This is a genomic window from Rhodococcus sp. UNC23MFCrub1.1 (genome assembly GCF_000686025.1).
In the GTDB taxonomy this organism is placed as follows: domain Bacteria; phylum Actinomycetota; class Actinomycetes; order Mycobacteriales; family Mycobacteriaceae; genus Rhodococcoides.
Genome location: NZ_JMLQ01000002.1, coordinates 635,670 through 648,738, shown reverse-complemented (window position 1 = coordinate 648,738; position 13,069 = coordinate 635,670). Strand labels below are relative to the sequence as shown.

The 13,069-nt window shown below is 68.7% G+C and carries 13 protein-coding genes; 5 read left to right on the top strand and 8 right to left on the bottom strand.

Features of this window, described 5'->3' with window-relative positions:
• A partial coding sequence (locus BR07_RS0107920) for an NAD(P) transhydrogenase subunit alpha (RefSeq protein WP_231476257.1) occupies positions 1-1,079 on the bottom strand: 1,079 nt, incomplete at its 3' end.
• Positions 1,080-1,325: 246 nt separating this feature from the next.
• Here BR07_RS0107920 and BR07_RS0107915 point away from each other — a divergent pair.
• Positions 1,326-2,120: an SIR2 family NAD-dependent protein deacylase gene (locus BR07_RS0107915; RefSeq protein WP_027504970.1), complete on the top strand. Its 795-nt coding sequence runs from the start codon at positions 1,326-1,328 to the stop codon at positions 2,118-2,120.
• The gene (locus BR07_RS0107910; RefSeq protein ID WP_027504969.1) at positions 2,117-2,536 is read left to right on the top strand and encodes an HIT family protein; all 420 of its coding nucleotides are present in this window, start codon (positions 2,117-2,119) and stop codon (positions 2,534-2,536) included. Before BR07_RS0107915 ends, BR07_RS0107910 begins: the two co-directional genes overlap by 4 nt.
• Positions 2,537-2,552: 16 nt before the next feature.
• On the opposite strand, the gene dhaL is transcribed toward BR07_RS0107910, so the two are convergent.
• The gene (gene dhaL / locus BR07_RS0107905; RefSeq protein ID WP_027504968.1) at positions 2,553-4,208 is read right to left on the bottom strand and encodes a dihydroxyacetone kinase subunit DhaL; all 1,656 of its coding nucleotides are present in this window, start codon (positions 4,206-4,208) and stop codon (positions 2,553-2,555) included.
• Positions 4,209-4,268: 60 nt separating this feature from the next.
• Between dhaL and BR07_RS0107900 the strand changes: the two genes are divergently transcribed.
• Positions 4,269-4,904, top strand: a complete 636-nt coding sequence (locus tag BR07_RS0107900; RefSeq protein ID WP_027504967.1) for a Type 1 glutamine amidotransferase-like domain-containing protein — start codon at positions 4,269-4,271, stop codon at positions 4,902-4,904.
• Positions 4,905-4,907: 3 nt separating this feature from the next.
• On the opposite strand, the gene BR07_RS23815 is transcribed toward BR07_RS0107900, so the two are convergent.
• Positions 4,908-5,288: a hypothetical protein gene (locus BR07_RS23815; RefSeq protein ID WP_231476246.1), complete on the bottom strand. Its 381-nt coding sequence runs from the start codon at positions 5,286-5,288 to the stop codon at positions 4,908-4,910.
• Positions 5,289-5,559: 271 nt separating this feature from the next.
• Here BR07_RS23815 and BR07_RS0107890 point away from each other — a divergent pair, with 271 nt between their 5' ends.
• Complete coding sequence (locus BR07_RS0107890; RefSeq protein ID WP_027504966.1) at positions 5,560-6,933, top strand: FAD-binding oxidoreductase; 1,374 nt, start codon at positions 5,560-5,562, stop codon at positions 6,931-6,933.
• Here BR07_RS0107890 and BR07_RS0107885 read toward each other — a convergent pair.
• The 5 genes from BR07_RS0107885 to BR07_RS26210 form a co-directional block, all read right to left on the bottom strand.
• Positions 6,930-8,240, bottom strand: a complete 1,311-nt coding sequence (locus BR07_RS0107885) for an aspartate aminotransferase family protein (RefSeq protein WP_027504965.1) — start codon at positions 8,238-8,240, stop codon at positions 6,930-6,932. The genes BR07_RS0107890 and BR07_RS0107885 overlap by 4 nt on opposite strands.
• Positions 8,241-8,252: 12 nt before the next feature.
• Positions 8,253-9,296, bottom strand: coding sequence for a TIGR03842 family LLM class F420-dependent oxidoreductase (locus tag BR07_RS0107880; protein ID WP_027504964.1), 1,044 nt, complete (start codon positions 9,294-9,296; stop codon positions 8,253-8,255).
• 3 nt (positions 9,297-9,299) lie between these two features.
• The gene (gene hydA / locus BR07_RS0107875; RefSeq protein WP_027504963.1) at positions 9,300-10,718 is read right to left on the bottom strand and encodes a dihydropyrimidinase; all 1,419 of its coding nucleotides are present in this window, start codon (positions 10,716-10,718) and stop codon (positions 9,300-9,302) included.
• Positions 10,715-11,551 (bottom strand): nitrilase-related carbon-nitrogen hydrolase, encoded by an 837-nt coding sequence (locus BR07_RS0107870; protein ID WP_027504962.1) that lies wholly within the window; start codon positions 11,549-11,551, stop codon positions 10,715-10,717. The genes hydA and BR07_RS0107870 overlap by 4 nt, the downstream gene beginning before the upstream one ends.
• Before the next feature lie 73 nt (positions 11,552-11,624).
• Positions 11,625-12,599 carry an LppP/LprE family lipoprotein gene (locus BR07_RS26210; RefSeq protein WP_051613154.1) on the bottom strand — a complete coding sequence of 325 codons (975 nt, stop codon included), beginning with the start codon at positions 12,597-12,599 and terminating at the stop codon, positions 11,625-11,627.
• A 167-nt stretch (positions 12,600-12,766) separates the two neighbouring features.
• Between BR07_RS26210 and BR07_RS0107860 the strand changes: the two genes are divergently transcribed.
• Complete coding sequence (locus BR07_RS0107860) at positions 12,767-13,066, top strand: DUF1540 domain-containing protein (RefSeq protein WP_027504961.1); 300 nt, start codon at positions 12,767-12,769, stop codon at positions 13,064-13,066.
• The last annotated feature ends 3 nt before the right edge of the window (positions 13,067-13,069 follow it).

Genomic DNA, 13,069 nt, shown 5'->3' with positions numbered 1-13,069 from the left:
GACTTCGCGAGGACCTCGTCGGTGAAATCGGGGGCGAGGGCACCGGCATCGTCGAGCATCAGTTCGATCAGTGCCGAGATGTTCTTCGAGTACAGCTCACTCGCGTGCTCGGGCATCGTCGCCGGCAGATTCAGCGGCGAGGCGATGATGACGTCGTTCTTCACCACCGTGCGACCCGGCTCGGTGAGCTCGCAGTTGCCACCGGTCTCCCCCGCGAGGTCCACCACGACACTGCCCGGTCGCATCCCCGCGGCAGCCGCCGCGGTGACCAACTTCGGCGCCGGACGACCCGGCACCAGAGCGGTAGTGATGACGACGTCGAACGTCGAGATCGCCTTCTCCAGCGCCGCCTGCTGCTGGGCACGCTCGTCCTCGGTGAGCTCACGGGCGTAGCCGCCCTCACCGGCGGCGTCGATCCCCAGATCCAGCCACTGCGCGCCGACCGACCGCACCTGATCGGCGACCTCGGGACGCACGTCGTACCCGGTGGCGCGGCCACCGAGACGCTTCGCCGTCGCCAACGCCTGCAGCCCCGCCACACCCACACCGAGTACCAGCACCGTCGCCGGCTTCACGGTGCCCGCCGCGGTGGTGAGCATCGGGAAGAACCGCGTCGACTCCGACGCCGCGAGCAGCACCGCCTTGTAGCCGGCGACGTTGGCCTGCGAGGACAACGCGTCCATGACCTGCGCGCGAGAAATCCGCGGGATTGCTTCCACCGCGAAGGCCTGCACGCCCGCGGCGGTCAACTCCGGAATGATCGTGTCCGCGTTGCGCGGCGCGAGGAAGCCGATGAGCGTCGATCCGCGGCGCAGCTTGCGCACCTCGGCCGACGACGGCGGCGCCACCTTGACCACCACGTCGGCGCTGTACGGATCGCCGATGCTCGCACCGGCGTCGACGTACAGCTGATCGGGGATCAGAGCGCTCAGACCGGCACCCGCCTCCACCACCACGCGCACACCCTTGCCCGTCAGCGCGGCGACCACCTTGGGGACCAGCGCCACCCGGCGCTCCCCCTCGTTCGTCTCACGCACGACGCCGACCAGCGTCCCTGCTTCTCGAGAATCTTCCACCAGCTGTACTTCCTGTGAATGGCGGCACGTCCGCGTCCCGCGGAGCTGCACTGCCGCCGACTGTCGTCGGTTCCGAGAACGACCTCGTCGACGGTGGCTCATGTTCGCCCGCGTGAGAGGTCCTGGAGTCGGCCGGGTGGGCCCACCGCAAGGTAACGCACGACACAGACATACCGAGCGTCAAGGTCGAATGTGAGGCGGAGGTCATAACGGACCGAGTGTGTCGGTGCGACTTGGCACACTCGCTTCATGACCACCGACAGTGCCGACCCCGCATCCGACGTTCCGCAGCCCGTGCTGGAGGCCGTCCGGTCCGCGTCCCGCGTCGCCGTGCTCACCGGGGCCGGGATGTCCGCGCAGTCGGGCGTGCCGACGTTCCGCGACGCGCAGACCGGGCTGTGGGAGCGGTACTCCCCGGAGGAGCTGGCCAGCCCCGACGCGTTCGTCCGCGATCCGGATCTGGTGTGGGCCTGGTACCGCCGACGAGCGCAGCTCGTGGCCGCCTCGAGCCCGAACGCCGGTCATGTGGCCCTCGCGCAGTGGCAGAGGTCCGCACCGCAGCAGACCGTCGAGATCGCCACGCAGAACGTCGACGACCTGCACGAGCGCGCCGGGTCCACCGTGCTGGCCCACGTCCACGGCACGCTGGCCGCGGTGCGGTGCTCGATCTGCGAGGAGCCTTTCGAGGGACCGGTCGACGACGTCGAGGACGGCGCGGAACGCATCGCGCCGCCTGCGTGCGGTCTCTGCGGGAGTCCGGTCCGCCCCGGTGTCGTATGGTTCGGCGAGCCGCTCCCGGAAGCGGAGTGGGCAGCGGTCGCGGCGTCCGTCGAGGCCGCCGACGCCGTCCTGGTCGTGGGAACGTCCGGCGTGGTCTACCCCTTCGCGGGGCTTCCCGCTCAGGCTCGCAGCGCGGGCGCCGTCGTCATCGAGATCAACCCGGACGAGACCGCGGTCTCCGACATGGCCCACCACGTCTGGCGGGCGACCGCGGCCGACTCCCTGCCTGCACTCGTCGCCGCCGTCACGGAGCAGCAGCGATGACCGAGTGCGTGTTCTGCGACATCGTCGCCCGCCGCGCCCCCGCGACGATCGTCCACGAGACCGACTCGGTGCTCGCGTTCCTCGACATCCGGCCCGTCACCCGCGGGCACACCCTGGTGGTTCCCAAGGTGCACTCCTCGGGGCTCGAGACACTCGACCCGGTCGTGGGTGGGCAGGTCTTCGCCGCCGGCCAGGCCCTGGCCGGCGCGATGCGCCGCAGCACCCTGGCGGCGGACGGGGTCAACCTCGCCATGAACGACGGACGCGCCGCCTTCCAGACCGTGTTCCACTCGCACCTGCATGTCGTACCTCGCCACCACGGCGATCGCATCCGCTTCGTCGCCGGCATGATCACGCGGCGTCAGAGCGAGCCCGAGGCGACCGCCCGGGCAATTCGGGCCGCACTCGCCTCCTGAGGTCCGATGCAGCCGCTCAGGCGGCGGCGAAGAACCAGGAGACCACGAGAGCACCGGGGTCGATGACGCCGCGCGCCGCGTCGCCGATGTAGCTGGCGCGGCCACGCTGGGCGACGGTGTCCGTCGTGGACTCGGCACCGCGCGTCGCAGCCTCGGCAGCCGCGGCGAGGGCCGCCGAGAGCTCGACCGATCCGGCGTCCCCCAGAGCTCGTGACGCCGGGTCCAGCGCGTCCACCATGGTCTTGTCCCCCGGCTGCGCACCGCCGAGATCGGTGATGGCGGCCAGTCCGTCGGCCACTCCCGCGGCGATGCTCGCGGTGCTCGCCCCGGGACCGTCGAGGGCGACCGAGACCCGGTGGAAGAACGCACCGAAGAGAGCGCCGGACGTTCCGCCCGCATTGCCGAGGAATCCACGAGCCAGGATCTCGAACACCGCTGCGGGCGAGGCACTCTCGTCCACCGCGAAGTCGGCCAGACCGATCTCCATGTTGACGCCGAAGTCGCCGTCACCGGCTCGGCGATCGAGGTCGGTGAGCTCGTCGATCGACGACCGGACACGCTCGACGAACGACGAGACCCAGGTGGTGACGAACGGGTCGGCCGCGCCGCCGGGAAGCTCCGACGCCGCTGCCGCGTCCGTGTCGTCCACGGCGTCGTCGTGCAGGTCCTGCGCCGGCGAGCGGGGCCACGCGGGCGCCTCGGTCGGGGCGTCCCACAAGCCGAGGATCTCGTCGTCGCAGCGGACGGCGGTCAACGACACCCCCGCCATGTCGAACGCCGTCACGAGGCTCCCGACGAGCGTGCGTCGGACGGTGATGCCGCGCCCCTCGAGATACCGCAGCGCGGCACCGAAGACGATGTCGAGTTCGAGCGGATGGGTCGCGCCGAGTCCGTTGACGATGAGCACGACGTCCTCGCCGCCGGACAGTCCCAGCGAATCGGCCACGGGTCCGAGCAGCGCCTCGGCGATCTCGGTGGCGGTGAGCGTCGCGACGCGCGCGGTGCCGCGCTCGCCGTGGATACCGACACCGAGTTCGACCTCGTCGTCGCCGAGCTCGAAGGACGGGGACGACGCGCCCGGAACCGTGCACGGACGGAAGGCCACCGCCATGCTGCGAGCGCCCTCGGCGACCCGCCGCCCCAGCGCGGCGACGGGGGCGAGGTCGTCGCCGCGAGCAGCGGCGGCGCCGCAGATCTTCTCGACGGCCACCGTCGCGGCGGTTCCGCGTCGGCCGGGCCCGTCCTCGCTCTCGGACGCGACGTCGTCGGCCACGAGCACCGTCTCGACCGTGATGCCGTCGGCAGCACACAGATCGGCCGCGATGCGGAAGTTGATGACGTCGCCGGTGTAGTTCTTGACCACGTGGATCACGCCGGCGCCGGCCTCGACGGCCCGCGTCGCCGCCTCGATCTGCAGCGCGTTCGGGCTCGTGAACACAGACCCCGGCACCGCCGCGTCCAACATCCCGGCGCCGACGAAGCCGGAGTGGAGCGGTTCGTGGCCGGAACCACCGCCCGACATCACGGCCACGCGCCCGTCCGTCGTGCGGCCGCGGCGCGTGAAGTATCCGGGCCGTTCGACGAAGCGGAGGTCGGCGCTGCGCCGGGCGGCGGCGCGGCAGGCGTCGACGATGACGCGGGACGGATCATCGATCATCTTGTGCAGCGACATGCACCCGACACTAACCACGTCTGCACACCCGACGCGTGCGTACTGACCTACGCTCCCGCCATGCGCCTGTTCCTCGCGTCCTACCGATTCGGGCTCGCCCGTGACCGGTTCCTCGAACTGACCGGACCACCCGGCCGCATCGCCGTCATCGCCAACGCGGCGGACTCCTGGCCCGACGCCGCGCGCGCGTCCGCGGTCACCAGTGAGTTCACCCTCCTGCGCTCGGCGGGTTTCCTCCCTGTCGAGGTCGACCTGCGCGAGTTGATGCCGAGCACGGCGCACGACGTCCTGGCCGCCTTCCCCGCCGTGTGGGTCCGCGGTGGGAACACCTTCGTGCTCCGGCGCAGGATGGCCTCGTCCGGTGCCGACGAGGCGATCGCTCGACTGCTCGCGGAGGATTCCGTCGTGTACGGCGGGTACAGCGCCGGAGCCTGCGTCCTGGGTCCGACACTGCGGGGCGTGGAGTACGCCGACCCGCCTGGCGAGGTGGAGCCGACCACGGGCGAGGACGTGCTGTGGACCGGCCTGGGAATCATCGACGACGTGCTCGTGCCGCACTGGGCGTCGGACACTCTGGATCCCGACGGAGCGTCGGCCGCGATGGCCGCGGCGTGCGACGCGGCGGGAACGCCGTACCGCACGCTCACCGACGACCAGGTCTACGTCGTCGACGGCGGCGATGCCGCGGTGATCTGACTGTCAGCCGCTGTGCGCGATGGGCATCTGGAACGGCGCGAGCCGGTCCATCGCCGACCACGCGAGCCGGCAACGCCGCACGGTCATCTCGTCGGCGTCACGGAGCAACGCATCGAGCAGCAGGCCCGGACGTTCGGACCACTGGGCGGCGAGGGCGTCCATCTCGGCATCGGTGAACAGTCCCGAGCGTCGTAGCGCCGACGTCCACTCGGTCACCTCGCCACGATGGAGCGACTCGAGGGTGTCGTAGTCGACGCCGCCGGAGACGAAGTCGTAGGAGAACAGCGCCGCCGCGCACTCGAACGGGGTGTTCTTCGTCGGTCTGCGCGACGCTGTCGTCGATGGTGCAGATGCCGACCGTGTGATGTCGTGTGACGGTGCCATGAGTGCCTCCTTCTCGCCCCCTCGGTCTCGGCCCACGTGCCGATCTCCGTCATCCGGACGCTAATCCTCCGACGTGCTCTTGTCGGCACCCATCGGGGCACGATCTGGTAACAGAGTTGCTCGTGTGACTGATGTGAACATAGGCCGGATGTCGACCCGGCCACCGTTCGACGCGGTCTCCCACTGTCCCGCAACGTGTCTCGTCATTCCGGCGAGGTCACGGGCGGGGCTGGGGGTAGCGTCGAGACGTAGGACCCGCCGGTCGAGGAAGGTGAGCATCATCGACGATCTCGTGACGTCCCTGACAGACGCGGTCGGAGCCGCCATCGTGGTGACCGATCCGGACATCACCGCCGGCTATCGCCAGGACTGGGCCCGTGATCCGAACGCCGGCACTCCCCTCGCCGTCGTGCGCGCCACCAGCACGGCCGACGTCCGCGCCGTCATGCTGTGGGCCACCGAGCATTCCGTCCCGGTGGTGCCGCGCGGCGCGGGATCCGGTCTGTCCGGTGGTGCGACCGCCGTCGACGGCGGCATCGTGCTGACGACCGAGGCGATGCGCGCCGTCATCGTCGACCCGGTGACGCGGACGGCCGTGGTCCAACCCGGTCTGCTCAACGTCGAGGTCAAGGCCGCTGCGGCCGAACACGGCCTGTGGTACCCACCGGATCCGTCGTCGTTCGAGATGTGTTCGATCGGCGGCAACGCCGCCACCAACGCCGGCGGCCTGTGCTGCGTCAAGTACGGGGTGACCACGGACTACATCCTCGGTCTCGAGGTGGTCCTCGCCGACGGCACCGTCGTGAACCTGGGCGGCCCGCGTCTGAAGGACTCGGCCGGCCTGTCGCTGACCAAACTCTTCGTCGGCAGCGAGGGCGTCCTCGGCATCATCACCGAAGTGACGCTGCGACTGATCCCGGCTCAACCACCCGCGAGCACGGTCGTGGCCACCTTCACCCGCCTGTCCGACGCGACCGACGCCATTCTGGCGATCACCCGCTCGCTGCGGCCCGCCATGCTCGAGTTCATGGACTCCACGTCGATCAACGCCGTGGAGGACGCCATGAAGATGGGCCTCGACCGCACCGCGGCAGCGATGCTCATCGCCCGCTCCGACTCACCCGGCGCGCACCGCACCGAGGAGACCGAGACCATGGCCGCGGCGTGCACGGCCGCCGGCGCCGACGAGGTGTTCGTGACCGACGATCCCGACGAGGGCGAAGCGTTCGCCGCAGCCCGGCGCTTCGCCATCCCCGCCGTCGAACGCACCGGATCCCTCCTGCTCGAGGACGTCGGAGTTCCGCTGCCCGCACTCGCGGACCTGGTGCAGGGAATCGCGAAGATCGCCGATGCCCGCGGCGTCGTCGTCGCCGTCATCGCCCATGCGGGCGACGGGAACACGCACCCGCTGATCGTGTTCGACCCCGAGGACGCGGACATGGAGGAGCGTGCGCACCAGGCATTCGGCGAGATCATGACGCTCGCGATCTCGTTGGGCGGCACCATCACCGGGGAACACGGTGTCGGCCGGCTCAAGAAGGCGTGGTTGCCGGATCAGGTGGGCGAGGACGTCATGGAGCTGACCCGGCGCATCAAGCACGCCCTCGATCCCGCGGGCATCCTGAATCCCGGTGCCGTGCTCTAGTTCCGGGTGTACCCGTCGGCGACCTCGAGCACCTCGTCGAGGATCTCGAGTCCCCGACGGATGTCCTCCTCCGTCGTGACGAGCGGCGGCGCGATCTGCAGCCGATTGCCCGCCACGAACGGCCACAGCCCGCGCTCCTTGGCCGCCTTCGTGACGGCCGCCATGGGAGCTGCGGCGGCGCCGGTGGCGTTGAACGGTGTCAGCGGCTCGCGGGTGCCCTTGTCCGTCACCAGTTCGACGGCCCAGAAGAACCCCATGCCCCGCACGTCACCCACGCTCGGATGCGCCTCACCCAGCTTGGTGAGCCCCGGCCCGAGGACGTCCTCCCCCACGGCGCGGACGTGGCCCAGGATGTCGTCGCGCTCGAACACCCGGATCGACGCGATACCGGCGGCGCAGCCGAGCACGTGGCCCGAGTAGGTCAGACCTCCCGGATACGGCGTGTGGTCGTACCGCTGCGCGATCTCCTCGGAGATCACCACTCCGCCGAGCGGGACGTAGCCGGAGTTCACACCCTTCGCGAACGTGATCAGATCGGGCTCGACGCCCCACGCCTGGCACGCGAACCAGTGCCCGGTCCGGCCGAAGCCCACCATCACCTCGTCGGCGATGTACACGATGCCGTAGCGAGTGCAGAGTTCGCGGACACCGGCCAGATATCCCGGCGGCGGGACCAGTACGCCGTTGGTGCCGACCACCGACTCGAGAATGAGCCCCGCGATGTTCTGCGGTCCCTCCAGCGTGATGACCATCTCGAGGTGGGCCAGCGCCGCGGCCGTCTCCTCCTCGGGGGCGGTCGAATTCCAGGGTGACCGATAGGGATACGGCCCGAAGAACCGGACGACGTCGACGTTGGTCGGCTCGGTTCCCCACCGGCGCGGCTCTCCCGTCAGACCGATGGCCACACCGGTGCCGCCGTGGTACGACCGGTACGCGGCCAGCATCTTGGTCCGCCCGGTGTGCTGGCGAGCGAACCGCACGGCGTGCTCGACGGCCTCGGCCCCGCCCGTGGTGAAGAAGACCCGGTTCAGGTCACCGGGAGCGCGCTCGGCGATCAGTCGAGCGAGTTCGCTGCGCTTGTCGTTCGCGACGGTCGGGGAGATGGTGGTGAGCACACCGGCCTGCTCGACGATCGCCGCCACGATGTCGGGGTGCTGGTGCCCGATGTTGACGTTGACCAGTTGCGAGGAGAAGTCGAGGTACTTCCTGCCCTGGTCGTCCCAGAAGTAGGACCCGGACGCCCCGGTGATGGTGACCGGGTTCAGCTCCGCCTGGGCGGACCAGGAATAGAAGACATGGTCGGTCATGTACCACCTCCGTTATCGGGCGATTCCGGATTCCGTCGCCACCTCTGACGTCATCATGGCAGGAAGAACCGACTCGCCGTAGGCATCCAGCGTCGCGGTCTTCGCATCGTGTTGGAGGTAGACCGCGAACTGGTCCACACCGAGCGACTCGAGCTGCCGGAGTCGCTCCACGTGCTGCTCGGGCGAGCCCAGGATGCAGAACCGGTCGACGATCTCGTCGGGCACGAAGTCGGCGTGCGTGTTGCCGGCTCTGCCGTGTTGGTTGTAGTCGTACCCCTGGCGGCCGGCGATGTAGTCCGTGAGAGCGGCCGGGACACCGGAGGTCGCTCCGTAGCGGGACACGATGTCCGCCACGTGGTTTCCCACCATGCCGCCGAACCACCGGCACTGATCACGGGCATGCGCGGCGGCGGCCGCGGAACCGTCGGTGACATAGGCGGGGGCGGCGACGCAGATGGTCACGGCATCGGGGTCGCGCCCCGCCTTCTCGGCGGCGTCGCGGACGGTGGCCACGGTCCACTCGACGATGTCGGGATCAGCGAGTTGCAGGATGAACCCGTCGGCGACCTGCCCGGTGAGTTCCAGTGCCCGCGGGCCGTATCCGGCGATCCACACCTCGAGCTCGGACCGCGACGCCCACGGCAGCCGCACGGTGGTCTCGCCGATGCGGGCGGACCGCCCGTTGCCGAGTTCGCGGATGATCTCCACCGACTCGGCGAGCCGCGCGATCGTGGTGGGCTTCCCACCCAGAGTGCGCACCGCGGAGTCGCCGCGACCGATCCCGCACACGGTGCGGTTGCCGTACATCTCGTTGAGTGTGGCGAACGTCGATGCCGTCACCGTGACGTCCCGCGTCGACGGGTTGGTCACCATCGGTCCGACGACCACCGTGCGGGTGCTCGCGAGGATCTGACTGTGGATGACGTAGGGCTCCTGCCACAGCAGGTGTGAGTCGAAGGTCCACACGTGGGAGAAGCCGTGCGTCTCGGCGATGCGAGCGAGTTCGACCACCCGCGAACTGGGCGGTGTGCACTGCAGCACCACTCCGAAGTCCATCCCTCACACCAGATTCTGGGACAGGTCGCGGCGCACGAAACGGCCGTGCCCGGCGCGGCCCAGGTACTCGCCGCGGTCGACGACGACGGTTCCGCGGGAGATCACCGTGTCGACGTGGCCGTCCACGGTCATGCCCTCGTAGGCCGAGTAGTCCATTCTCATGTGGTGTGTCTCGACTCCGATGGTGGTGCGGCCGTTCGGGTCGTAGACCACCAGATCCGCGTCGGCACCGGGCGACACGATGCCCTTGCGCGGGTACATCCCGAACATGCGTGCCGGCGTCGTGCAGCACACCTCGACCCACTTCTCGAGCGTGATCTTCCCCGACACCACACCCTGATACATCAGGTCCATCCGATGTTCGACCGACCCGATTCCGTTGGGGATCTTGGAGAAGTCGCCGATACCCATCTCCTTCTGGTCCTTCATGCAGAAGGGACAGTGATCCGTGCCGACCGTCGAGACGTCACCCGTGCGGAGGTACCGCCACAGCTCGTCCTGGTGCCCCTCTGCACGGGACCGGAGCGGGGTCGAGCACACCCACTTCGCACCCTCGAAGCCCGGCGCACCGAGTTGCTCCTCGAGCGAGAGGTACAGATACTGCGGACACGTCTCTGCGAAGACGTTCTGCCCCTTGCCTCGTGCCGTCGCGATCTGCTCGAGCGCCTGTTTCGCCGACACGTGGACCACGTACAGCGGCGCTCCCGTCACGTCGGCCAGCATGATCGCGCGATGCGTTGCTTCTTCCTCGAGCTGCCACGGCCGGGACGTGCCGTGGAAGTACGGCGCCGTGTCACCGCGTGCGATCGACTGCTCGACCAGGACGTCGATGGCGATGCCGTTCTCCGCGTGCATCATCAGCAGCGCGCCGGTCTCGGCGGCAGTCTGCATCGCCCGCAGGATCTTCCCGTCGTCCGAGTAGAAGACGCCGGGATAGGCCATGAACAACTTGAAGCTGGTGACACCTTCGGAGACCAACTCGCTCATGGCCTTCAACGAGTCGCTGTCGACGTCTCCGATGATCTGATGGAAGCCGTAGTCGACGGCGCACGAACCGGCGGCCTTGTCGTGCCACGTGGCGAGGGTGTCCTGCACACGCATCCCGGGGTTCTGGATGGCGAAGTCGACGATGGTGGTGGTTCCGCCCCACGCGGCAGCGCGCGTCCCCGTCTCGAACGAGTCGGAGGCGAAGGTGCCGCCGAACGGCATCTCCATGTGGGTGTGGCCGTCGACCCCTCCGGGGATCACGTACTTCCCGGTCGCGTCGACCACGACGTCGCTCGACGACGCGAGGTCGGCGCCCAGCAGCGTCGAACCCGGTTGCAGCACTGCGACGATCGTCTCACCGTCGATCAGGACGTCCAGGGGCTGCGACCCCGTCGGCGAGACGACGATGCCCCCGTGGACGAACGTGGTCGTCACGGTGTCACCAGGGGACCGTAGGCGTCGGGTCTGCGATCGCGGTAGAAAGCCCACCGATCGCGGACGGTCGCGATGAGCGACAGGTCCAGATCACGGACGATCACTTCGGCCGCGCTGTCCGAGGCGACGTCGCCGACGAACTTCCCCTCGGGATCGACGAAGTAGCTCGTACCGTAGAAGTCGTTGTCGCCCAACTCCTCGACTCCCACTCGGTTGATCGCGCCGATGTAGTACTCGTTGGCCACGGCCGACGCCGGTTGCTCGAGCTTCCACAGGTAGTTCGACAGGCCTCGCGAGGTGGCGGACGGATTGAACACGATCTCCGCACCGGCCAGTCCGAGTGCGCGCCAGCCCTCCGGGAAATGGCGGTCGTAACAGATGTAGACCCCCACCTTGCCGACGGCGGTGTCGAACACGGGCCAGCCCAGGTTGCCGGGGCGGAAGTAGAACTTCTCCCAGAAGCCGTTCAGGTGCGGAATGTGGTGCTTGCGGTACTTGCCCAGGTACGTGCCGTCCGCGTCCACCACGGCAGCGGAGTTGTACAGAATGCCTGGCTGTTCCTTCTCGTAGACCGGCAGCACCATCACCATGCCGAGTTCCTTCGCGAGAGACTGGAAACGCTCGACGGTGGGTCCGGGAACCGATTCGGCGTAGTCGTAGAAGGACGCGTCCTGCACCTGGCAGAAATAGGGGCCGTAGAACAGTTCCTGAAAACAGATCACCTGCGCGCCCTGCTCGGCTGCCTGGCGGGCGTACTCCTCGTGGGCCTGGATCATCGATTCCTTGTCGCCGGTCCAGGTGGTCTGAACCAGTGCTGCTCGAACGACAGTCATGACATGACACCTCCGCGTCGGCCCCGTACCGGTGATCCTGCACCCGATCGGCCGGGTCGTCCACCGGTGGAAATCAGCCGTTCGCCACTTCGGGAGGCAGCGGATCGAGCATGTCCACCGACGAGCCGTTCCAGCGATAACGGACCAGCGCCGGTCCGCCGGAGACCTCCGCGGTCGCTTCTCCGTCCCTGAGCCATCGGTACGACACCGTCACCGTGTCGTCCAGCTGCGCATACGGATCGATGTCGGTGAACGCGTACGGACGGGCGGTCGCCGTTCCGAGATACGCGCCGTCGTGGAAGAACAGCACCGTCGTGGGGCTCGAACCGGTGGCACCGTCGGGCACGGCCAGCGCCCATGCCAGCGTGCTACAGGCATCGCCCTGGCCGGCGAGCGTCCACCCGCTGCCGGAGAACGTCGGCAGCGAGGCGATCGCCGCGTCGATCACGTCGTCGTCCAGGCACGGATCGGCAGGAGTCTGCCTGTTGCCGTCCACCACCTCCTGTGGCAGGTCGTCCAGCATCACCACGGACGATCCGTTCCAGGTGTAGCGGACGAACCCGGGTCCGCCGGACTGCTGCGAGGTGGACTCACCCTCCCGGAGCCACCCGTACGACACCGTGACCGTGTCGTCGGTCTGCGAGGCGACGTCGGTGAACGAGTACGGCAACGCGGTGGCGGTGCCGAGGTAGGTGTCGTCGTGGAAGAACAGCACGGTCCACGGACTCGACCCCGTGCCCCCGTCGAGCGCCGCGAGCGCCCAGGAGAGCGTCGCGCAGGGATCGCCCTGGCGGACGAGCCGCCACCCGCTACCGAAGAACTGGGGCAGCGATTCGATGCCCGCCGCCACGACGGAGTCCTCCACACACGCGGTCGACGGTTCCGGCGCGGCCGACGACGCGGGTTCCGTACCCGGTGCCGGACCCACCGCTGTCGAGGTCGTGGTGGTGGTCGGAGGAGGTGGCGCCGCGGAGCCCTGGTCGGAGTCGGAGCACCCGCTCGCGAACAGCACGGTGGCAGCCAGGGTCGCGAGAAGTGTTCGTCTCATGATCTGTCCATCCGAGCGAACAGACCGATCGTTACGTCGTCGACGAATTCGTCATCGATCCGTTACCCGAAAGAATAGGAAACATCATTGTTGTAGAAAGGGTGACCATATCTAGGTCAGCCTGACCTTGCTGGTGGAGACGCTTTTCGCGTATTACCGTCATCGTCATGACTTCCCTCGAAATGCCCCGCGTCAGTGAGTGCAGTGTCAGCGCCTGTTCGTACAACCACGACGGATGCCACGCCTTCGCCATCAATGTCGGAGGCTCGAACGGAACGGCCGATTGCGGCACGTTCATTCCCTTGAGCACCAAGGGCGGTCTCGACACCGTCTCCACCCAGGTCGGTGCGTGCCAGCGCGTCGACTGCTCGTTCAACGACAACCTCGAGTGCAGCGCGGCAGCGGTCCGCATCGGCGCCGGCGAGTCGTCGGACACCGCGAACTGCCTCACCTACAGCAAGGCCTGACGG